Annotated in this window: 18 protein-coding genes and 1 tRNA gene; 17 read left to right on the forward strand and 2 right to left on the reverse strand. The window is 51.8% G+C overall.

Annotated features, from left to right (window positions below):
- Together K5753_06955 and K5753_06960 are read left to right on the forward strand one after the other, a co-directional pair.
- A partial coding sequence (locus K5753_06955) for an ATP-dependent RecD-like DNA helicase (protein ID MCR4726938.1) occupies positions 1-2,190 on the forward strand: 2,190 nt, incomplete at its 5' end.
- Positions 2,191-2,769: 579 nt separating this feature from the next.
- Positions 2,770-2,961, forward strand: a complete 192-nt coding sequence (locus tag K5753_06960; GenBank protein MCR4726939.1) for a hypothetical protein — start codon at positions 2,770-2,772, stop codon at positions 2,959-2,961.
- A 450-nt stretch (positions 2,962-3,411) separates the two neighbouring features.
- Here the strand turns inward: K5753_06960 and K5753_06965 are convergent.
- Positions 3,412-3,499: transfer RNA gene (locus tag K5753_06965), tRNA-Ser, on the reverse strand.
- A 283-nt stretch (positions 3,500-3,782) separates the two neighbouring features.
- Here K5753_06965 and purE point away from each other — a divergent pair.
- The 9 genes from purE (at position 3,783) to K5753_07010 (ending at position 15,024) form a co-directional block, all read left to right on the forward strand.
- Positions 3,783-4,280, forward strand: coding sequence for a 5-(carboxyamino)imidazole ribonucleotide mutase (purE, locus tag K5753_06970; protein ID MCR4726940.1), 498 nt, complete (start codon positions 3,783-3,785; stop codon positions 4,278-4,280).
- A 74-nt stretch (positions 4,281-4,354) separates the two neighbouring features.
- Positions 4,355-5,062 carry a phosphoribosylaminoimidazolesuccinocarboxamide synthase gene (locus tag K5753_06975; protein MCR4726941.1) on the forward strand — a complete coding sequence of 236 codons (708 nt, stop codon included), beginning with the start codon at positions 4,355-4,357 and terminating at the stop codon, positions 5,060-5,062.
- 22 nt (positions 5,063-5,084) lie between these two features.
- Positions 5,085-6,506, forward strand: coding sequence for an amidophosphoribosyltransferase (locus K5753_06980; protein ID MCR4726942.1), 1,422 nt, complete (start codon positions 5,085-5,087; stop codon positions 6,504-6,506).
- A gap of 15 nt (positions 6,507-6,521) precedes the next feature.
- A complete protein-coding gene (gene purM, locus K5753_06985) occupies positions 6,522-7,556 on the forward strand; it encodes a phosphoribosylformylglycinamidine cyclo-ligase (GenBank protein ID MCR4726943.1) in 1,035 nt (344 codons plus the stop codon).
- Positions 7,553-8,155, forward strand: a complete 603-nt coding sequence (gene purN / locus K5753_06990) for a phosphoribosylglycinamide formyltransferase (GenBank protein MCR4726944.1) — start codon at positions 7,553-7,555, stop codon at positions 8,153-8,155. Before purM ends, purN begins: the two co-directional genes overlap by 4 nt.
- Positions 8,152-8,865 (forward strand): IMP cyclohydrolase, encoded by a 714-nt coding sequence (locus K5753_06995; protein ID MCR4726945.1) that lies wholly within the window; start codon positions 8,152-8,154, stop codon positions 8,863-8,865. Before purN ends, K5753_06995 begins: the two co-directional genes overlap by 4 nt.
- 9 nt (positions 8,866-8,874) lie before the next feature.
- Positions 8,875-10,062: a phosphoribosylaminoimidazolecarboxamide formyltransferase gene (locus K5753_07000; GenBank protein ID MCR4726946.1), complete on the forward strand. Its 1,188-nt coding sequence runs from the start codon at positions 8,875-8,877 to the stop codon at positions 10,060-10,062.
- A gap of 17 nt (positions 10,063-10,079) precedes the next feature.
- On the forward strand, positions 10,080-11,339 hold the full coding sequence (gene purD / locus K5753_07005; GenBank protein MCR4726947.1) for a phosphoribosylamine--glycine ligase: 1,260 nt from the start codon (positions 10,080-10,082) through the stop codon (positions 11,337-11,339).
- A gap of 1 nt (position 11,340) precedes the next feature.
- Positions 11,341-15,024, forward strand: coding sequence for a phosphoribosylformylglycinamidine synthase (locus tag K5753_07010; GenBank protein MCR4726948.1), 3,684 nt, complete (start codon positions 11,341-11,343; stop codon positions 15,022-15,024).
- A gap of 71 nt (positions 15,025-15,095) precedes the next feature.
- On the opposite strand, the gene purB is transcribed toward K5753_07010, so the two are convergent.
- Positions 15,096-16,526, reverse strand: coding sequence for an adenylosuccinate lyase (purB, locus tag K5753_07015; GenBank protein MCR4726949.1), 1,431 nt, complete (start codon positions 16,524-16,526; stop codon positions 15,096-15,098).
- A gap of 213 nt (positions 16,527-16,739) precedes the next feature.
- On the opposite strand from purB, the gene K5753_07020 reads away from it, so the two are divergent.
- From K5753_07020 to K5753_07045, 6 genes are all read left to right on the forward strand, one after another.
- A complete protein-coding gene (locus K5753_07020) occupies positions 16,740-17,630 on the forward strand; it encodes a class I mannose-6-phosphate isomerase (protein MCR4726950.1) in 891 nt (296 codons plus the stop codon).
- Between the two features lies 1 nt (position 17,631).
- Positions 17,632-19,149, forward strand: coding sequence for a ComEC/Rec2 family competence protein (locus K5753_07025; protein ID MCR4726951.1), 1,518 nt, complete (start codon positions 17,632-17,634; stop codon positions 19,147-19,149).
- 201 nt (positions 19,150-19,350) lie between these two features.
- Positions 19,351-19,884 carry a cupin domain-containing protein gene (locus K5753_07030; protein ID MCR4726952.1) on the forward strand — a complete coding sequence of 178 codons (534 nt, stop codon included), beginning with the start codon at positions 19,351-19,353 and terminating at the stop codon, positions 19,882-19,884.
- A gap of 17 nt (positions 19,885-19,901) precedes the next feature.
- On the forward strand, positions 19,902-21,416 hold the full coding sequence (locus K5753_07035) for an ABC transporter ATP-binding protein (GenBank protein MCR4726953.1): 1,515 nt from the start codon (positions 19,902-19,904) through the stop codon (positions 21,414-21,416).
- Positions 21,413-22,228, forward strand: coding sequence for an ABC transporter permease (locus K5753_07040; protein MCR4726954.1), 816 nt, complete (start codon positions 21,413-21,415; stop codon positions 22,226-22,228). The genes K5753_07035 and K5753_07040 overlap by 4 nt, the downstream gene beginning before the upstream one ends.
- On the forward strand, positions 22,228-23,055 hold the full coding sequence (locus K5753_07045) for an ABC transporter permease (GenBank protein ID MCR4726955.1): 828 nt from the start codon (positions 22,228-22,230) through the stop codon (positions 23,053-23,055). Before K5753_07040 ends, K5753_07045 begins: the two co-directional genes overlap by 1 nt.
- Positions 23,056-23,085: the final 30 nt, after the last annotated feature.

Genomic DNA, 23,085 nt, shown 5'->3' on the forward strand with positions numbered 1-23,085 from the left:
TATCAGTTGACGATTATTTCTGCCGATGATTATTCTAGCAAATTCAACCGTTTTATCGTGTTTTCTAATCGTGATATTCCTTCATTCTACTCTATAAAACTTGATTTTATTGATACGTCTATTGATATTATTAATCGAAAAATGCCTGTCAGGATTATCAATAATTATGTAGTCGCGATTCGTCCGGTTGAATTGGAAGATATAGCCACAATTTTAGATGTTAAAAAAGTTAATACAAGCACAAAAGAATACAGGTTTATGATGGATTATCTGACCAAGACCGGCGTTAGTCTTACAGAAATAATCGATTATGATCAAAAATACTACGATCAGTTAAAAAGCGAGCTAATGAACAAATGTGATTCCAATAATTTTTTCACTATGCTTAATAAATGTCGGAATCTTTCAAAAAACAAAATGACAGGACATAATATTGTTCGCTACTTGTTATTACGGTTGCATCATAGTATTATGAAAGCACAAATACAGTCATCGGAAAACAACTGGATTTCTAATTTGTGTTTAGTAAACGAATCTCTGCCATTTGATAATATGCCTTTTGATGCGTCCCTTCATGACCATAATCCGTCGCTGTTCGATATTTTTTCAAGTATAAATATCAAGGGACATGAGGATGAAATGCTTTCAAGGCGGATACGAATCAACACCGAACAAAAAGTGCAATTGTTTACGCCGATAGAGGATGTCAAAAAATATGGCGACACAGAAACTTTGGTAAAAAAGTTTAATTCGCGTCTTATTCAAAAACATAAACGCACAAGAAGTTTAGTGATAGAAAATGGGCAAATATACATTAACGGATATGTGAACGATACAATTTGGATTATCAATGATCTGTTAAGAAGAAAAGGCAGCGGATTGGCAGGATATAAGAACTCGATGTCAGCGTGGGTGGATTCAAATCCCGCAGTTGATTCTGAAGAAAAAAAGAAGATCTTGCCTTGTATTTTTTCTGATTCCAATCTTGCTATGATTTACGGCGCGGCAGGAACCGGTAAAACAACATTAATTAAGTATTTAGCGGATTTCTTTGCAAACGAGGACAAATTGTTTTTGGCAAACACGAATCCGGCAAAAGAACATCTTCGCAGAGAAATAAACACCAAAAACAGTGAGTTTAGCACTATTGCAGGAAGTAAACAGTATTTGAAACAGGCTTATGACGTGGTGTTTATTGATGAATGTAGTACTGTAGATAATTTTGCGATGAAAAAGCTTTTAGAGCAACTATCATGCAAATTGTTGGTGCTTGTTGGAGATGTGTTTCAGATCCAATCAATTGCATTTGGGAATTGGTTTGGGCTTGCTCGCTATTTCCTGCCCAAAAACAACATATTTGAACTCACTACACCTTATCGTGTTAGTCAGAGCAGTAATTTACTTGGATTATGGAATCGTGTGCGGGAATTGGAGCCCAAGATTACTGAATACATTTATCGGAATAAATACTCTGCGCGACTGGAAGACGGAACTATTTTTGTAAGTGATTTAAAAGATCGGATAATCCTTTGTTTAAATTATGATGGCTTATATGGAATTAACAACATAAACCGGTTTTTGCAGAGCGATAATCATAACCCGCCTGTCGTATGGGATTCTTGGGTGTACAAAGTAGACGACCCAATCTTATTTAATGAAAATAACCGCTTTTACCCTGTACTTTATAACAATTTGAAAGGTTGGATTAGAGATATACATAAAGACGACATGTCCATAACTTTTTCGATTGAAGTAGATATGTCAATCAATGGTTTCGGGGCAGCAGAGGCAGGTTTTGAGTTGTTGGAGTGTGATATTCCGGGACATTCGATCATTCGCTTCTCGGTCAATAAATATGTCGATGATGATATCGGAGAACGGAAGAGAGATCAGGTCGTTCCGTTTCAAGTCGCATATGCCATATCAATACATAAAGCACAAGGGTTGGAATATGATTCTGTAAAAATCGTCGTAACAAATGAAATTGAAGAACTGATCTCTCATAATATCTTTTATACTGCAATCACACGAGCGAAGAGAAAACTGAAAATATACTGGACCCCCGAAACTCAACAGAAAATATTGTCTTCAATCGAACCGATTTCTAACCAAAGGGATGCCTGTATTTTGGAGAAAAAGTATGGCATGAAAATCGTAAATATGGTGAAGCAAGTAAAAAGAAAGCTCTAAATTTTTTTCTTCTAAATAACGAAAATCGGGTTTCCCGATTGTTCGGCGCGCAGACGGCGCGCTATACGAAATACGCCGATTTTGGCTATTTCCTTATCCTGCTATAGAAAAATGCCGGATAGCCAAATAAATAGCTAAAAAAATTTTCAAAAATGTGGTAAGGTGTTTGCTACAACGAACACCTTAACCTTTACAAAGGTGTTTGAAAGTGATATAATGTGATTACAAACTGAATACGGGTGGCAGGTAAAATACCATTGCCTGTCGCTAACGTTCGTTAAGCGATTATACTTGGCAGAAGCCGTATTGACTTAAACCGCATAAAAACCCAAGAGCGGGCGGAGAGAACAGTACGAAACCGCGAACCTTTAGACTTCGGGCGAACAGATAGACCTTATTTTTGCGTTGCAGAAACGCGCGTAAGGTTTTGTCTGTTCGCCCTTTGTTTTTTACGGCGCATATTTGTTTGAATACAACCACACAAGGAGGAATGCGTATGAAAGCACGAGATCGACCTACAAATTGACAGCTACGGACGGGATAGAAACGTCGTTTAGAATTTTGGGAATCTATAAGAAAATGGATGCTTTGGAAAAGCAGGTAAAGGGATTTCCCAAAATCATAGATTTTGCTCACCCGTTTCGTGGACAAGTGGGAAACCCACTTTTTCTTGTCGGCATTGCCGACAGGTATCTTTCTTATTGCCTTCTTTCTCCCCCAAAGAGGAGTTTCTTTTCTGGCGGCGCGGCAGTAACCAAAATTGAATTTTAAATCCTCTATTAAAAAATATGGTATTTTTACCGATTTTCCATAATGGAAAAGATATGCAAATACCTCCTTATGCAAAAGATGATGACTATTGCTTTCGAGTAGTAGCCTTTTTTATGTGGGTTCGGTATCTGTTCTTTTGCCCGTCCGTTAGGGATTCGAACTCACGGAAAAATGAACGGGAGCGAAAACGTCAGCAATATTCGATGATTAGAAAAAGAATAACCCAAGTCAAACTTTAGGGGTTCAACTTAGGTTACGCTTGGCGGAGAGTTAGGGATTCGCTCTTGCTCCTCAAGCCGCAATGCTTTTTAGTTGTTTTTATGCGGCTCTCGGAGCGGCGGTCATCGCTAAAATCGACAGAAGTCAACTGTCGATTTCTTAACGCTCTCGTTCGAATCCCTAACGTTAAGTAACATTAAAAAAGCCCGATTCTCGGGCTTTTTGTTTAATTGGCGGAGAGTTAGGGATTCGAACCCCAGGAGGCTCGCACCTCAACGGTTTTCAAGACCGCCGCATTCGACCGCTCTGCCAACTCTCCGCGGGTTGGATTGCGAACGGCGTCGCAAAACTCTATTATTGTAATGGATGCGGGGCGGTTTTGTCAATGGAAAAGCGATTGCGCGCCCAAGGGATTTCTTCGGGCGGCGTCCGCGCCCGTTCGGCTTGATTCGTTCAAGGGATCCCTAAAAAGAAAACGCCGATTTTTGAGAGGCAAACCGCCGCAAATTCCCTCCGAATTCATTTGACATTTCGCGACTTCGTTTTTTATAATTTTATTGTGACCGACGCGTAAGAACGCGCGAGAAAGAAAGGAGAGCCTGATGACGAAAAAAGTCGGAATCGTTATGGGAAGTGACAGCGATTTGCCCGTTTTGCAAAAAGCGATCGACACGCTTGCGTCCTACGGCGTGCCTTTCGAAGTCCACGTCTTTTCGGCGCACCGAACGCCCGAGGAAGTTCGGGTCTTCGCTTCTACCGCAAGGGAGAACGGATTCGGCGTGATCATAGCCGCCGCGGGAATGGCTGCCCATCTTGCGGGCGCGATCGCCGCGAACACGACGCTCCCCGTGATCGGGATCCCGATCAAGAGCGCGGGGCTCGGCGGATTGGACGCGCTGCTTTCGACCGTCCAAATGCCGTCCGGTATTCCGGTCGCGACCGTCGCGATCGACGGCGCCGTGAACGCCGCGACGCTCGCCGTCCAGATCCTGAGCGTATACGACGAGGGTCTTTGTAAAAAGTCGGACGAATTCCGCCTGAAAAACGCAGAAAAGGTCTTGTCGAAGAACGCCGCGATCGAGAAACAATATAACTTATAAACAAAACCGCAGGGATATACCGCCTGCGGTTTTTTATACAATAAAAATCCCGAAAGGGTAGGAGGGGAATTATGTTGGAAAAGAAAGAGCAACTGTACGAAGGCAAGGCGAAGAAAGTGTTTGCGACGAACGATCCTGATCTCGTTATCGTTTCGTATAAAGACGACGCGACCGCTTTTAACGGCGTTAAGAGGGGAACGATCGTCGGAAAAGGCGTCGTCAACAATCGAATGAGCAACTATCTGATGGAAAAGCTCGAAAAGGAAGGAATTCCCACGCACTACGTCAAGGAATTGAACGAGCGCGAGACCGCGGTCAAAAAGGTCTCCATCGTTCCTTTGGAAGTCATCGTTCGCAACATCGCGGCGGGCTCTCTTTCCAAGCGTCTCGGACTTCCCGAAGGGACTCCGATGAAGCGCACCGTCCTCGAATACTGCTATAAATGCGACGCGCTGGACGATCCGATGGTCAACGAATACCATATTCTCGCGATGGAGTACTGCACCGAGGAAGAGCTCAAAACCATCGCCGATATGGCGCTTAAAATCAATGCGTTTCTCGTTAAGTACTTCGCTTCGATCAACGTCGAACTCGTCGACTTCAAACTCGAATTCGGAAAGACTTCGGACGGGAAGATCGTCCTCGCGGACGAGATTTCTCCCGATACCTGCCGCTTCTGGGACGCGACCACGCACGAAAAGCTCGACAAGGATCGTTTCAGAAGAGATATGGGCGGCGTAGAGGATGCTTACAAAGAAATGATGAAGAGGGTTCTCGGTTAACCGGAACGGGAGGATTGTTAAAATGGGCGCTTTTTTCGGAGTGGTGTCCAAAGAAGATTGTATTTGCGACGTTTTCTTCGGTACGGATTATCATTCGCACCTCGGAACGAAACTCGGCGGACTCGTCGCGGCGGATCCCGCGCGCGGACTGCAACGCAAGATCCATAATTTGGGGAACGCACCCTTTCGGACGAAATTCGAGCATATTTTCGATGAAATGAAGGGGAACGCGGCGATCGGCGTCATCAGCGATTACGATCCGCAACCCCTTTTGATCCGCTCCCATCTCGGGACGTACGCGATCTGCTTCGTCGGCGTTATCAATAATGCGGACGAGCTCGTCAAGCGGCATCTTGCCGAGGGCGGTTTGTTTTCCGCCGCTTCGGGAGGCGAGATCAATTCGATCGAACTCATCGCCGCGCTGATCAACCGCAAATCGAACTTCATCGACGGGTTGAATTACGCGCGAAACGAGATTGAAGGAACGGCGAATATCCTCGTCCTGAAAGAGGATGGTACGCTTCTCGCCGCGCGCGACAGAATGGGGCGGCTTCCGATCTTGGTCGGAAAGAAAGAGGACGCTTACTGCGTCGCTTTCGAGTCGTTCGCCTATCAAAAACTCGGTTACAAAGATTATTCCGAGCTCGGTCCGAACGAGATCGCGGCGATCACCGCGGACGGCGTTACGAGATTGCAGGCTCCCGGAGAGGATATGCGGATCTGCTCCTTCCTTTGGACGTATTACGGCTACCCGACTTCCTGTTACGAAGGCGTAAACGTCGAGGAAATGCGGTATCGCAACGGCGAGATTATGGCGAAGGAAGATAAAGCGCGGGGAACCGCCGTCGACGTGGATTATATCTGCGGCGTGCCCGATTCGGGAACGCCCCACGCGATCGGGTATTCCAACGAGAGCCATATTCCTTTCGCGCGCCCCTACATCAAATACACGCCGACTTGGTCGAGGAGCTTTTTGCCGAATAACCAAGTCGATCGCAACAAGATCGCGAAGATGAAGCAGATCCCCGTCCGCCAGCTGATCAAGGATAAGAGCCTTTTATTCGTGGACGACTCGATCGTCCGCGGAACGCAGCTGCGCGAAACGGTCGAATTTCTGTATGAGAACGGCGCGAAAGCCGTCCATATGCGTTCGGCGTGTCCCCCGATCATGTTCGGCTGCAAATATCTGAATTTCTCCCGCGCGACGAGCGATATGGAACTCATAACGCGCAGGGTCATTATGGAACTCGAAGGGGAAGAGGGCTTTAAGCACCTTGACGAGTACAGCGACGCGACGACCGAGCGCGGCAAGAAGATGCGCAAAGCGATCTGCGATAAATTCGGATTCGAATCGCTGGAATTCCAGTCCATCGAAGGAATGGAAGAAGCGATCGGGATCTCCCCTTGCAAACTCTGCACCTATTGCTGGAACGGAAAAGAATAAGAAAAGGAGAAGATAATGAAGAGTTTTTCCGAAAGTTACAAAGAAGCGGGCGTCGATATCACTGCGGGCTACAAAGCCGTCGAACTGATGAAAAAGCATATCGCGAGGACGATGACCGGCGGCGCCGACCAAATCGGCGGATTCGGCGGTTTGTTTTCCCTCGATCTGACGGGATACGCCCATCCCGTTCTCGTGTCGGGTACGGATGGCGTCGGCACCAAACTCAAACTCGCGTTTTTGCAGGATAAGCACGACACGGTCGGTATCGACTGCGTCGCGATGTGCGTGAACGACGTAATCTGCTGCGGCGCGAAACCCCTGTTTTTCCTCGATTACATCGCGTGTGGGAAAAACGTTCCCGAACGCATCGCCGAGATCGTCTCGGGCGTGGCGGAAGGTTGCGTCCAATCCGGAAGCGCTTTGATCGGCGGCGAGACCGCCGAAATGCCCGGTTTTTACCCCGAGGACGAATACGATCTCGCGGGGTTCTCGGTCGGCATCGTCGAGCGCGATAAAGTCATCGATAAGACCGCGATGAAGGAAGGCGACGTCATGATCGCGCTTCCGTCCTCCGGCGTTCATTCGAACGGATTCTCGCTCGTTCGCAAGGTCTTCGACGTGGAAAACAGCGACTTAAACGTCCGTTATCCCGAACTCGGCGGGAAGAACCTCGGCGAGACCCTTCTGACTCCGACGAGGATCTACGTCAAGCCGATGCTTGCCCTGTTCGACGCGGTCAAGGTCAAGGGCGTCTCCCATATCACCGGCGGCGGCTTCTTCGAGAATATGCCCCGTTCGATCCCCAAAGGACTCGGCGTCGAGATCAAAAAAGAGGACGTTCGCGTTCTCCCGATCTTCAAACTCATCCAAGAAAAGGGCAACGTCCCCGAAAGAGATATGTTCAACACCTTTAATATGGGCGTCGGGATGAGCGTCGTCGTCGAAAAACAGGACGTCGACAAAGCGCTCGCCGTCTTGAAAGAAGAAGGCGTGGACGCGTACGTCGTCGGAAAGATCATCCGTTCGGAAGACGGAGTGGTCTTGTTATGAAGAAAGCGAAGATCGCCGTCCTCGTCTCGGGCGGCGGCACCAACCTGCAAGCGCTTCTCGACGCGGAAAAGAGCGGCGCGCTCCACAGCGGAACGATCGCGCTCGTCCTTTCGAACAAGCCGAACGCATACGCGCTCGTTCGCGCGGCGAACGCCGGCGTGGAAACGGTCGTCGTCGAGAAAAAAGATCCCGCGACCTTCGAGCAGCGGATCGCGGAAGAGCTTGAAAAACGCTCGATCGATCTCGTCGTCCTCGCGGGCTTTATGGTGATTCTGTCCAAGAATTTCACCGATCGCTACCGAGAGCGCATTTTGAACGTCCACCCGTCCCTGATCCCTTCTTTTTGCGGGGAGGGGTTTTACGGGCTGAAAGTCCACGAAGCCGCGCTTAAAAAAGGCGTAAAAGTAACGGGAGCCACCGTCCATTTCGTAAACGAGATTCCGGACGGCGGGCGCATCGTGATGCAGAAAGCGGTGGAAGTAAAAGAAGGAGATACGCCCGAGATCTTGCAAAGACGGGTTATGGAAGAAGCGGAGTGGAAGATCTTGCCCGCTTCCTGTGAAATTGTCAGCAAAAAAATATCGGAGGAGAAAAAATGAACGTCTACGAAACGAAAGACATCGGAGAACTGATCTCCGGCAACCCCTACGTCGGCAGAGGGATCGTCGTCGGCAAGAGCAAAAACGGGAAAGCCGTCGCCGCTTATTTCATTATGGGTAGAAGCGCGAACAGCCGCAACCGCGTCTTTACCGAGAAGAACGGCGAAGTCTTTACCGAGCCTTTCGACGCGAGCAAAGTCGAAGATCCCAGCTTGATTATTTACGCGGCGATCCGCAGATTCGAAGATAGACTCATCGTCACGAACGGCGACCAGACCGACACGATCTATAATGGACTGAAAGAGGGAAAATGCTTCTCGTCCGCATTGAAAGCGAGAGAATTCGAACCGGACGGACCGAACTTTACGCCGCGTATCAGCGCGATGCTTACCCTCGGAACCCCCTTCTCCTATAAGATGAGCATTTTGAAATCGGCGGACGAAAAAGGTTCGGCTTGCAACCGCTTTACCTTCGACTACGAGCCGATCGACGGCGTCGGCCATTTTCTTCATACCTACGTCACCGACGGGAATCCGATCCCGACCTTCCAAGGCGAGCCCGAGCGCGTCCTGATCCCCGATTCCATCGACGAATTTACCGAGACGCTTTGGAACGCGTTGAACGAACAAAACAAGATCTCCCTTTACGTCCGCTATATCGACCTCGCGACGGGAAAGGAAGAAAACCGCATGATCAATAAAAACAAATAAGAGGTAACCATGAAAGAATTCGAATTGAAATACGGATGCAACCCCAACCAAAAACCCGCGCGTATCTTTATGGAAAACGGCGCGGATCTCCCCATCGAGATCCTTTCCGGTCGGCCCGGATATATCAATTTTTTGGACGCTTTCAACTCTTGGCAACTCGTAAAAGAGATCAAGGAAGCGACCGGGAAATGCGCGGCGACTTCGTTTAAGCACGTTTCTCCGACTTCCGCCGCGATCGGCAGGAAGCTTTCGGACAAACTCAAAAAAGCCTGTTTCGTGGATGATATCGAAGGGCTGGACGATTCTCCGCTCGCTTGCGCCTACGCTCGCGCCCGAGGCACGGACAGAATGAGCTCTTTCGGCGATTGGATCGCGCTTTCGGACGAATGCGATTTGACGACCGCAAAGATCATCGCGAGAGAGGTCAGCGACGGCGTGATCGCGCCTTCTTACGCGCCCGACGCTTTGGAACTTTTGAAGACCAAAAGGAAAGGCGCCTATAATATCGTCAAGATCGATCCTTCCTACGTTCCGCAGGAGAGAGAAAGGAAGCAGGTTTTCGGCATTACCTTCGAGCAGGGCAGAAACAATTTCAAGATCAATAAAGAGCTTTTGACGAATATCGTCACGAAGAATAAAGATCTTCCCGCCGACAAAGCGGAAGATATGATCATCGCGCTGATTACGCTCAAATATACCCAGTCCAACTCCGTCTGCTTCGCGGTGGACGGGCAGGCGATCGGCGTCGGCGCGGGGCAGCAATCGAGGATCCATTGCACCCGTCTCGCCGCGAGCAAAGCCGATCTTTGGCATTTGAGACAGCACGAGAAAGTGCTCGGATTGGTCTTCGCGGAGGGGGTGGGTCGCCCGGATAAAAACAATATCATCGACCTTTATCTTTCGGACGTGGACAGCGAGGACGTCCTCGGCGACGACGTTTGGAAAAAGTATTTCGCGGTTCGCCCCGAGCCCTTTACCCGCGCGGAAAAGGACTCCTATCTTTCTACGATCAAGGGCGTTACGCTCGCCAGCGACGCGTTCTTCCCCTTCTTCGATAATATCGAAAAGGCAGCGAAAAGCGGCGTGACGTACGTTTGCGAGCCGGGCGGTTCGATCCGCGACGATCTCGTTATCGAGGCGGCGGATCGCCACGGAATGGTCATGGCGTTTACGGGAATGCGCCTTTTCCACCATTGATAAAAGAGGAGAAAACTATGGATATACTCGTCGTAGGCGGCGGCGGAAGGGAACACGCCATCGTCAAAGCGCTGAAAAAAAGTCCGCGCGTGGGCGCGATTTACGCGCTCCCCGGTAACGGAGGGATGAAAGAGGCGATCACGGTCGCGATCGGCGCGAAAGAACTCGATAAGATCGTCGAATTCGCGCTCGCGCATAAGATCGATTACGCCGTCGTCGCGCCGGACGATCCCCTCGTCCTCGGGCTTGTGGATCGCCTGACCGAGGTCGGGATTCCCTGCTTCGGTCCGAACAAAAGAGCGGCGATCATCGAGGGAAGCAAAGCGTTTTCCAAGGATCTTATGAAAAAGTACAACATCCCGACGGCAAACTATCAAACCTTTACCGATCGGGACGAAGCGGTCGCATACCTGAAAGGGCAGAGCTATCCGATCGTCGTTAAGGCGGACGGGCTCGCGCTCGGAAAGGGCGTCATCATCGCGGGGACGGAAGAAGAAGCCGTCGCCGCCGTCGATTCGATGATGAAAGACCGCGTCTTCGGCGACAGCGGAAAAGAAGTCGTCATCGAAGAGTTTTTGACGGGGCCCGAGGTCTCGGTCTTGGCGTTTACGGACGGAAAAACCGTCGTCCCGATGGTTTCCTCGATGGATCATAAGCGCGCTTTGGACGGCGACAAAGGATTAAATACCGGCGGGATGGGAACGATCGCGCCCAATCCTTACTACACGGACGAGATCGCGAAGGTTTGCATGGAGACCATCTTCCTGCCGACGATCGACGCGATGAATAAGGAAGATAGGACTTTCCGCGGTTGCTTGTACTTCGGATTGATGCTGACGCCGAACGGACCCAAAGTCATCGAGTATAACTGCCGCTTCGGCGATCCCGAAACGCAGGTCGTCTTGCCCCTTCTCGAAAGCGATCTTTTGACCGTGATGACGGCGACGACGAACGGAACGCTTGATCAAACGGAAGTCGCGTTCAAGAAAGAATGCGCTTGTTGCGTGATTATGGCGTCGGAAGGGTATCCCGTTTCGTATAAAAAGGGATTCCCGATCACCCTCGAATCGGACGAGGGCGTCTATTTTGCGGGCGTGAAGGAAGAAGACGGAAAACTTCTGACGAACGGCGGGCGCGTCTTGGGCTATACCGCCACCGCGCCTACGCTCGAAGAAGCGATCGCGCTTGCCTATAAAGGCGTGAAAACGATCCGCTTCGAAAACGCGTTTTATCGCAAAGATATCGGCAAGAGAGCGCTTGCCGCAAAGGAGAAATAATATGGTTTTTCGTGTATACGTTGAGAAGAATCCCGGTTTGGATAACGAAGCGAGAGCGCTCGCGGATGAGATCCGTACTTTGTATGGGATCGGCGGATTAAAGAGCGTTCGCCTTCTGAACCGTTACGACGTGGAAAACGTGTCGGAAGAATTGTTCGAAAAAGGCGTTCGCATGGTCTTTTCCGAGCCTCAACTCGATCGCACGTTCGCGGAAATTCCCGCGGGCGCGGACGCCGTCTTCGCCGTCGAGTTCCTTCCCGGGCAATTCGATCAGCGCGCCGATTCGGCGGCGCAATGCTTGCAGATCCTTTCCTGCGGCGACAAGCCGACCGTTCGCACGGCGAAAGTCTATCTTCTCGAAGGCGACCTGACGAAAGAAGAGATTGCCACCGTTAAAAAGTACGTCATTAACCCCGTCGAGGCGAGAGAAGCCTCGCTCGATAAACCGTCCTCCCTTGCGGCGGAAAGCGGCGAAGTCGAAAAGGTCAAGGTCGTAAAAGGCTTTCGCGAGTTCGACGGAGAAAAGCTCAAAGCGTTCGTCGCGGATTTTTCTCTCGCGATGGATGCGGACGACGCCGCGTTTTGCCGCGATTATTTCCGCAAAGAAGGGAGAGATCCCTCGGTAACGGAGATTAAAATGATCGACACCTATTGGTCCGACCATTGCCGGCACACGACTTTCTTGACGACCGTCGATTCGATCTCTTTCTCCGATCCCGCGATCCAAAAGACCTACGAAAACTATTTGGCGGATCGCGAAAAGACGGGGACGAAAAAGCCCGTCACCCTGATGAATATCGCGACGCTCGCGGCGAAAGTCCTGAAAAAGAAAGGGCTTTTGGATAAGCTCGACGAATCCGAAGAGATCAACGCCTGCACCGTTAAGATCGAGATCGAAGCGGACGGCAAAAAAGAGCCGTGGCTCCTTCTTTTCAAAAACGAAACGCATAATCACCCGACGGAGATCGAGCCGTTCGGCGGCGCGGCGACCTGCATCGGCGGCGCGATCCGCGATCCGCTTTCCGGCAGAAGCTACGTCTACGCGGCGATGCGCGTAACGGGCGCGGGCGATCCGACCGTCCCCGTCTCGGAGACGATCAAAGGAAAACTCCCTCAACTCAAACTCGTTCGCACGGCGGCGGCGGGCTATTCCTCTTACGGAAACCAGATCGGGCTCGCGACCGGAATGGTGGATGAGATCTATCACCCCGGTTACGTTGCGAAGCGTATGGAGATCGGCGCGGTCATCGCGGCGGCTCCGCAAGAGAACGTCCGAAGGGAACGCCCCGAAAAAGGCGACGTCGTCATCTTGATCGGCGGCAGGACGGGGCGCGACGGGATCGGCGGCGCGACGGGTTCTTCCAAAGCGCATACCTCGCGTTCGGTCGAAAAGAGCGGCGCGGAAGTGCAAAAAGGAAACGCGCCCGAAGAAAGAAAATTACAGCGTTTGTTCCGCAGGACGGACGCTTGCCGCATGATCAAGCGTTGCAACGATTTCGGCGCGGGCGGCGTCTCCGTCGCGATCGGCGAACTTGCGGACGGGCTGGATATCGATCTCGCGCTGGTCCCGAAGAAGTACGAAGGTTTGGACGGGACGGAACTCGCGATTTCGGAATCGCAGGAGAGAATGGCGGTCGTCGTCGCGAAAGAGGACGAGGCGCGCTTTATCCGCATCGCAAACGAAGAAAACCTCGAAGCGACCGCCGTCGCGGTCGTTACGGACGAGGGCAGGCTCAGGATGCGCTGGAACGGCGACTTGATCGTCGATATCAGCCGCGAATTTTTGAATTCGAACGGCGCGGAAAAGCATATCGACGTCGAAGTCAAGAAAGCGGAACCCTTCGAAAAGAGCGTTCCCGCGTCTTTCCGCGAAGGGATGCTTTCCCTTGCGTCCGACCTCAACGTCTGCTCCAAGCGCGGGCTTTCCGAGCGTTTCGACTCCACGATCGGCGCGGGCACCGTCCTGATGCCGTTCGGCGGAAAATATCAGCGTACTCCGATTCAAGCGATGGTGCATAAGATCTCGGTCGAAAAGAAGCATACCGACGATTGTTCCTTTATGTCTTGGGGCTATAATCCCTTCGTTACCGAGAAAAGCCCGTATCACGGCGCGTATCTCGCCGTCGTGGAGAGCCTCTGCAAACTCGTCGCGACGGGCGCGGATCTTTCGGACACCTATCTGACCTTCCAAGAATATTTCGAGAAACCGATGCGCGATCCGAAGCGCTGGGGTAAACCCGCCGCCGCGCTCCTCGGCGCCTATCAAGCCCAACTCGATTACGGTATCGCAGCGATCGGAGGAAAGGATTCGATGAGCGGCAGTTTCGAAAAGATGGACGTTCCGCCCACCCTCGTTTCCTTCGCGGTGACGACGGGGAAGACGGAAAACGTCGTCTCGAACGAATTCAAGAAAGCGGGACATTTTAGCGTCTTGCTCGCTCCCGATTACGAGGGCGGGCTTCCCACGCCGCAGTCGGTGAAGCGCATCGCGGAGAATGTGAACGCGCTTTGCCGCGCGGGAAAAGTCTTTGCCGCCTACACCCCGACCTATGGCGGAGTCGCGGAAACGATCGCCAAAATGAGCCTCGGAAACGGGTTCGGGTTCCGCTTTGAGAATGGGCTTGCGCTCGAAACGTTGTTCGGATACCGTTACGGCGCGTTCGTCCTCGAAACGGACGACAGATCGGTGGGGACGCTCCTCGGCGAGATCACCGAAGACGGCGCCTTTACGTTCGGTTCCGAAAAAGTCGCGTTGAAGGAATTCGACGCTTCTTACGAAGGACGGCTCGAAAAGGTCTATCCCTGCTTGGAAAAAGAAAACTGCGAGACCTACGAAACGATCTCCTATACCGAAGGCGGCGCGGCGGCTCCCTCGATCAAAGTCGCGAAGCCCAAAGTCCTGATTCCCGTTTTCCCGGGAACGAATTGTGAGTATGACACCGCGAAAGCGCTTTCGGACGCAGGCGCGGACGCGGAGATCTTCGTCGTCCGCAATCTGACGCCTTCCGACATCGCAAAGAGCGTAGAGGATTTCGCTTCGGCGGTCAAGAGCGCGCAAATGATCTTCGTTCCGGGAGGTTTCTCGGGCGGCGACGAGCCGGACGGCTCCGGGAAATTCATCAAAGCGTTCTTTTTGAGCGACGCGGTCAGACGGGAAGTCAACGCGCTTTTGAAAAAACGCGACGGGCTCATCGGCGGCATTTGCAACGGGTTCCAAGCGCTCATCAAACTCGGACTCGTTCCTTACGGAGAGATTACCGACACGAAAGAGACCGATCCGACTTTGACGTTCAACACGATCGGCAGACACCAATCCAAACTCGTCCGTATTCGCGTCGCTTCGAATCGATCCCCGTGGCTCAGCCTCGTCAACGTCGGCGACGTGTTCACCGTCCCGATTTCTCACGGCGAAGGTCGCTTTATGGCGAGCGACGAAACCGTCCGAGAACTCATCAAAAACGGGCAGATCGCGACGCAGTACGTCGATTTCGACGGGAAGGCGACTTCGGATATCCGCTTTAATCCCAACGATTCCGTTCTCGCGATCGAGGGTATTACTTCGCCCGACGGCAGAGTCTTCGGGAAAATGGGGCATAGCGAAAGGATAGGGAGCGGACTTTATAAGAACGTCCCGGGCGAATTCGATATGAAGATCTTCCGCTCGGCTGTGAAGTACTTTTCATAAGAAAGAAAAAAGAGAATAAAAAAGGTCGCTCGTTCGATGAAGAGCGACCTTTTTTCGTTTGAGGTCTTTCTTTATACTTTGATTCCGACTTTTTCGTTCAGGTCGCTCGCGTTCGCTTCGAGGACGGGGCGCACGACGTTTTCCAAAAAGTCTTCGGTTTGCGATTCGGCGCATCCGATAAAGGAATTGTCCGACAAAACTTTTTCGGCTTCTTCTTTCGTCAGGCGGAAAGCTTCGTCCGCGATGATCTTCTCCAAGACGTCGTTATCCTTGCCTTCGAGTTTGATCTCTTTCGCGGTTTGGACGGAGTGTTTGCGGATCGCTTCGTGTAAGGTCTGGCGGTCGCCGCCTTTCTCCACGCAGTACATCAAAATGTTTTCGGTCGCCATAAACGGAAGCTCTTCTTTGAGATGTTTCTCGGCGACTTTCGGATAGACGTTTCCGCCTTGGACGACGTTGATATAAAGGGAGAGGATCGCGTCGATCGCGAGGAAAGCTTCGGGGATCGAGATGCGGCGGTTCGCCGAATCGTCCAGCGTGCGCTCGAACCATTGCGACGCGGCGGTGATCGCGGGGTTCATCAGATCCGCCATAACGTAGCGCGAGAGGGAAGCGATCCTTTCGGAACGCATGGGGTTTCTCTTGTACGCCATCGCGGAAGATCCGACTTGCCCGGACTCGAAGGGTTCGTCGAACTCTTTGAGATGCGACAAAAGGCGAATGTCGGAAGAGAATTTGGACGCGCTTTGCGCGATCCCGGAAAGGACGGAAAGGATGAAGAAATCGACTTTGCGGGAATAGGTCTGTCCGGACACGTCGTAGGTATCCTTAAAGCCCATCTTTTCCGCGATCTTTTTATCGAGGAGTTTCGCTTTTTCTTTGTCGCCCTCGAAAAGGGTCAAAAAACTCGCCGCCGTCCCCGTCGTCCCTTTGCAACCGAGCAGGCGCAGATTGTCGAGCTGAAAATCGAGGTTTTCGAGATCGAAAAGAAGGTCTTGGAGCCAAAGGGTCGCGCGCTTGCCGACGGTCGTCGGTTGCGCCGCTTGGAAATGGGTGAAGGCGAGCGTTTGAACGGACTTATTCTTTTCCGCGAAATCATACAGGCTTTTCATACAGGTCAAAAGCAGTTTGCGGATGCGCAAAAGCCCTTCTTTCATAACGATGAGGTCGGTATTGTCGCAGACGTAGCAGGAGGTCGCGCCGAGGTGGATAATGGGCTTCGCCGTCGGGCAGACGTCGCAGAAGGCTTTGATATGCGCCATGACGTCGTGACGGAGATCCTTTTCGTAGCGCGCGGCTTTTTCGTAGTCGATATCGTAGAGGTGGGCTTTCATCTCCGCGATCTGCGCGTCGGTGATGTCGAGCCCGAGCTCTTTTTCGCTTTCGGCGAGAGCCACCCAAAGCTTTCTCCAAGTGGAGAATTTTTTGTCCGCGGAAAAAAGGCGGCGCATCTCTTCGCTTGCGTAGCGGGTATTCAGCGGATTTTCGTAAAACTCGTTCATAATCGCCTCCGATTTCGATCTCTCGTTTTATAAAAACGAGCGGATCTTTCTGTTTTTAATTGTATAGGCTTTTCCCCGTTTTTGTCAATCGTATGCCGCCTATTTTGTCCCCGAAAGCCCGATCGCCCGTTTTCGAACCGAATTGCCGTGAGACGCTTGCAAAAACGTGCGTTCGCATTGTATAATTTCGCTTAGAAAACAAAGGAGAATCTTATGAAAATCACCAAGACGATCCCCGCTTTCAAAGATTATATTTGGGGCGGCGAAAAACTCAAAAAGGAATTCAATAAAAAGACCGATCTCGCGCGCGTCGCGGAAGCGTGGGAACTCGCCGCGCATAAGGACGGGACGAGCGGCTTCGAGGGGGAGAACTTCGATCTCGCGTATCTTTTCGAGAATCAAAAAGAACTCGTCGGCAAAAAAGCCGCGGCGTTCGAGCGTTTCCCGATGATCGTAAAACTCATCGACGCCCGCGACAATCTCTCCGTTCAGGTCCACCCGAGCGACGCTTACGCGCTCGCGAACGAGAATTCCTACGGTAAGACCGAGATGTGGTACGTCGCGGAAGCGGAAGAGGGCGCGGGGCTGTACGTCGGCTTCAAGCGCGACTTGACCGAAGAGGAATTCTGCGATCTGATCCGCGAGAACCGCTTGCAGGAAGTCTTGAATTTCATCCCCGTAAAACCCGGAGAGTGGTACTTTATCGAAGCCGGCACGGTGCACGCGATCGGAAAGGGCGTCGTCATCGCCGAAGTCCAGCAAAACAGCAATCTGACCTATCGCTTATACGATTACGGTCGCGTCGGCGCGGACGGGAAGCCCCGCGAGTTGCACGTCGAGAAAGGAAAAAAGGTTTCTTCTCTGAAAGCCTACGCGCCCGATAAGAGGACTTCTTGCGAGTATTTCTCCTGCGAAAGTTTTTCTTTCAAGGGCGAGAAAAAACTTTTCGCGGACGAAGACAGCTTCGTCGCGATCCTGATCCTCTTCGGTTCGTTTGAGACGGAAGGGAAGACCTACCGAAAAGGCGACACGGTTTTCGTTCCCGCGGGCTACGGAGCTTTTACCCTTTCGGGAGAGGCGAACGCGATCGCGATCCGCATCTGATATGACGCGGCGCAAGGGCGAACCCTTCAAACTCTATAACAAAAGGGTCGTTCCTCTCGTCGCAGTCTTTTTCATTCTCGGGATCTATACCGTTAAACTTTCGGCGGCAGTCGGGGCGATTACGTTCGCCTGCGCCGCCGTTTTTCTTTTTCTTCTCGTTCGGGCGAAGTCTTTGACGGCGCGCGAAGCGATCGTCCTCGCGGCGTTTGCGATCCTCGGTTTCGCGCTCGCCTTTTCTTCGTTTACCCTCTATAACGAGTACGGACTCAAAGGCGTAAAGGAGATCCGTTGCCGCGTAACGGAAGTCTCGGTCAAAGAAGATACGGAAAACGAAGGAGAACTTCTCTATTCCGTCGTGGCGGACTCGATCACCTGTAACGGAAAACGGGAGAGCGGAAAGATTTCCTTTCGGACGGCGCGGGAAATGGCGGTCGGCGATCGGGTTGCGGTGACGGGGAAGATCCGCATCCGCAAACTCTCGTTGGACAGCGTCTTTTCCGCGATGCAGTATCGGGTCGGCGCGAAATACGCGATGGACGATCCCTTCGTCGAATCTCGGGAGAGCGGACGCGCTCCGCTTTCTTATTCGATCCGCCGAAAGACGCTGGAAGTTCTTACGCGCTCGGAAGGGGATCGGGCGGGTTCTTTTACCTACGCGATGCTGTTCGGCGATTCCTCCGAAATGCAAAAAGAGGATAAGACGGCGATGCGCGCGATCGGCGTGGCGCACGTCTTTGCGGTCAGCGGACTGCACGTCGGCGTGCTTTCCGCCGCGATCCTGTTTCTTTTGAAGAAACTGCGGGCGAAAAATTGGGTCCTATTCTTTTCGATGCTTCCGATCCTCGGCTTTTACTCTTACGTTTGCGGTTTTACGCCTTCCGTTCTTCGCGCTTCGATCATGGTATTGCTGTCGCTTGCGGCAAACGCGCTCGGAATGCGTTACGATGGATTGTCTTCCGTCTCTTTCGCCGCGATCGCGATCCTTCTTTTCAAACCGCTGTATCTCTTCGATCTGAGTTTTATCCTGAGCTTTCTGTCCGTCCTCGGAATCTTGTCTCTTTCCCGTCCGTTGGAGCGGATCTTCCTTCGGCATAAGATGCGCCGTTCTCTCGCGCAATCGCTCGCGGTGTCGCTCGCCACTTCGATCGCGATCGCTCCCGTCTCCGCCGTCGCTTTCGGAAAGATCACGTTTATGGGGATCGTAATGAACCTCGTCGTCGTCCCGCTCGCGTCCGTAACGTACGTCGCGTCTCTCGTGTCCGTCTTGTTGACGTTCGTCTATTCGGGCTTCGGCGCGCTCTTCGAGGTCGTCCGATTTCTCCCGCTTTTTATCGCCGAGCTCAGCGTCCGCGCGAGCGAACTCGGGAAACCGCAGAGCTACGTTTTTTCCGCGGTCGAGATCGCCGTCTATTACGCCGCGCTCCTCTTCGCAGGCAATTATTCTCTCGCGAGCAGGAAGACGAAACTCATCGCGGCGGGATCGGTCGCCTGCGTCATGCTCGCGCTGATCCTCGCGTAAGGATTCGGAGCGCTTTTCTTCGGAAATCCCGAAAATTTTTTCGAATGGCTTTCAGAATTTTATTCTCATTCGTTTGACATCGTAGCGGGGATTCTTTATAATGGCATTTGTTTAGGAAAAATAAACTTTTAATTTAGTATCGGTAGAGACGCAAAACTCGGAGTTTATTTTTACGAAACCAAAGAAAAGGAGCGAAAAAGAATGGAGATCGGCGTTAAAATCAAAGCGCTAAGACTCAAAAACAATCTGACGCAGGAAGAGCTTGCGGATCGCTGCGAACTTACGAAAGGCTTTATCAGTCAGCTGGAAAACGACCTCGCGAATCCTTCGATCGACACGCTCGGCGATATCCTCGTCGTCCTCGGGAGCAACCTCGGCGAGTTTTTCCAAAACGAGGAGAGCGACGCCGTCGTCTTCCACAAAGAAGACTATTTTTCCAAGGATTACGGCGACAGCGTGACGACTTGGCTTGTCCCGTCCGCGCAGAAAAACGCGATGGAGCCCATTCTCCTCGATTTGAACGAGAAGGGCGCGTCGGAGACCGATATGCCGCACGAGGGCGAAGAATTCGGCTTCGTCGTCGCGGGAAAGATCAAACTGACCGTCGGTCGCCGCTCGTTTACCGTGGAGAAAGGTGAAACCTTTTATTACAAAGCGGATAAAAAGCATTCGATCGAAAACGTAACGGACAAGAAAGCCACCGTGTTGTGGATATCCTGCCCGCCCAATTTTTAAGAAGGAAGAAGAAAGAAATGAACGAATCGGAGAAAAAGCGCGCGATCGTAAGCGGGAAAGAAAATCCCGCGGCGTCCGTCCCCTCGCAAAAGAAGGGCGAAAACATCATTGAGATTAAAGGGATCACGAAAGTCTTTGACGGCGTCACCGTTTTGGACGATCTGAGTCTCGGGATCAAGAGAGGGCAATTCGTGACCCTTCTCGGTCCTTCGGGGTGCGGAAAGACGACCCTTTTGCGCTTGATCGCCGGTTTCGAGACGCCGACGGAGGGCGAGATCTATATCGAAGGAACGCCGATTACTAGCATTCCTCCCTTTAAGCGCCCGGTCAACACCGTCTTCCAAAAGTACGCGCTTTTCCCCCATTTGAACGTTTTCAAAAACGTCGCGTTCGGTCTGAAACTCAAAAAGGTCGCGGATTCTTCCAAAAAGAGCGGCTATCGTAAGTACACGAAAGAGGAGATCGCGGAAAAAGTAAACAACGCGTTAAGGCTCGTCGGCCTCGCCGATTACGGTCACCGCGACGTCAATTCTTTGTCGGGCGGTCAGCAGCAGCGCGTCGCGATCGCGCGCGCCATCGTCTGCGAGCCCAAAGTCCTTCTTTTGGACGAGCCTCTCGGCGCGCTCGATCTCAAAATGAGAAAAGAGATGCAGATCGAGCTGAAAAAGATGCATCAGGATCTCGGCATCACCTTTATCTTCGTTACGCACGATCAAGAGGAGGCCCTGACGATGAGCGACGTCGTCGTCGTTATGAATGACGGCGTGATCCAGCAGATCGCCCGCCCGAAGAAGATCTACGACGAGCCTAAGAACGCTTTCGTGGCGGACTTCATCGGCGAGTCGAATATCTTTTCCGGCGTTATGGAAAAAGACTTTACGGTCGCTTTCCTCGGAAAGAAACTCAAATGCGTGGATAAGGGCTTCGAAAAGAACGAAAAGGTGGACGTCGTCATTCGCCCCGAAGATATCGTCATCACGACGGGCGAAGGGAAAGGCGATTTCGACGGCGAAGTTCTGACGACCGTTTTCAAAGGCACCTATTACGAAATGGAAGTTTTGGCTTCCGACTATGAGTTTACCGTCCAATCGCAAAAGGAATTTCTCCCCGGGCAAAAGGTCTCCTTGGGGATCCAACCGGACAGCATCCATATTATGAAAAAGATCCTGACGATCAATAAGTATATCGGGCGCGTGACGGGCGAGAATTACGTCTCTTTCTGCGGCGGCGAGTTCGAGATCCCGACCGAGGGATTCGAGACGGGCGACGACGTCCTCGTCTACGTCCCGTTCAATGCGGTCGATCTTACGGACGACGAAGAGGACGGCGTGATCGGCGCGAGCGTTACGCAGAGCCTTTATAAAGGAACCTATTATCAAGTTCAGGTCTATACCGATACGGACGAGGACTTTTATATCGACACCGCGGACGAGTGGGATATGGACGACCGCGTCGGCGTCACGATCGACGGAAGCAAAGTCCGCCTCGAAAAGTACGACCCCGAAGAAGAAAACGCGGAGGAAGCGAAATGAAAAAAGGAAAGGCAAAAGTCTTTCGCCCGACGGCGTTTTCATTTCCCTATCTTGCGGTCACGCTCGTCTTCGTCATCGTGCCCTTGATCTTGGTTTTGATCTATGCGTTCCGCGGGGACGACGGCGGTTTTACTCTTCAAAATTTCCGCCTTGTTTTCACCGAGAAAGAGACCCTGCGCCAGCTCGGGCAGACGATCGGCATCGCGGCGCTTTCGACTTTTATTTGCCTTTTGATCGCGTATCCCGTGGCGTACGTCCTCGCGTCCGAACCTTTTAAGAAGATGGCGATCCTCGCGCTTTTATTCATCATCCCGATGTGGATCAACTTTATGCTTCGTATCTTCGCGCTGCAATCCCTTCTCGTCGTGATGGGGATCCGCAAGAGTTTCGGCGCGGCGGTCGTCGGTATGGTCTACGATTTCTTTCCCTATATGCTGCTCCCGATTTACACCGTCCTTTCCAATATGGATAAAAGCTACGTCGAAGCGTCGAACGACCTCGGCGCGAATCCGTTTCGCACCTTTTTCAAGGTCACGCTTCCTTTGTCGCTTCCCGGCGTCATCAGCGGGATCAGCATGATGTTTATGCCGATTTTCAGCTCGTACGCCATTACCAAAATGATGGGTGATATGAACACGACCGTCATCGGCGCGAAGATCGCGAGTTTGTTTGAAAATCAAAACTACGGGAATTACGGCTACGGTTCCGCGCTGTCGTTCATCCTCTTGTTGATCGTTCTCGCCGTTATGGTGATCAGTTCGGCTTTGATGAAACGGACGTCGAAAGCGCCCGTTAAAGGAGGGAAAGCGTAATGAAAAAGCGTTTCGGGCTCTCCTTTATCGTTAAAAGCTTGATCTTGCTCGTCGTCCTCGTCGCAATCTATCTTCCCTTGATCATGATCGTCGTCTATTCGTTCAGCACGTCGCAGTCGGTGGGCGGCGAATTCGGCGATTTTACTTTCGCTTTGTATGAGAAACTCGGGAAGAGCGAAAAAATGCTCGCCGCCTTGAAGAACACGCTCGTGATCGGCGCATCTTCCGCCTTTCTCGCGACCATCCTCGGGACGACCGCTTCCGTCGGTATCCATTATATGAGGAAAAAGACGAAAGCCGTCGTGGACGCCGCTTCGCAGATCACCGTCGTGAACGCGGAGATCGTCACGGCGATGGGCTTTTTCCTTTTGATGATCTTTTTGCGCGACACGGTCAGACTCCCCGTGAATTTCAGCCTCGGTTGGCTCATTTTGACGCACACGATCATAACGACGCCGTACGTCATTTTGACCGTTACGCCCCGCCTGCAACAGCTGAACCCGAACCTGCTCGAAGCGAGTATGGATCTCGGCGCGGGACCGATGCGCAGCCTCTTTACCGTTATGCTTCCGCAACTGGCGGGCGCGATGGTCTCGGGCTTCGCGCTTGCGTTTACGCTGTCTTTGGACGATTTCGTCGTAACGAACGTGAACTCGTTCGGCGCGGACGTAAACACGATCTCGACCTTTATCTACGCGGGGATCCGCAAGAAGGGCGTCCCGATCGAGATTCGCGCGCTTTCCACGATCATCTTCGTCGTCGTCCTGACCGCCTTGATCGGTTACAACGTCTTCAAAAACAAGAAGGCGAAAGAAATGGCGAAATAGGCTTAAAGCCTTTCGAAAAAGAACAAAATA

The sequence above is a fragment of the Clostridia bacterium genome (genome assembly GCA_024685775.1).
Classification (GTDB): domain Bacteria; phylum Bacillota; class Clostridia; order Christensenellales; family CAG-1252; genus CAG-1252.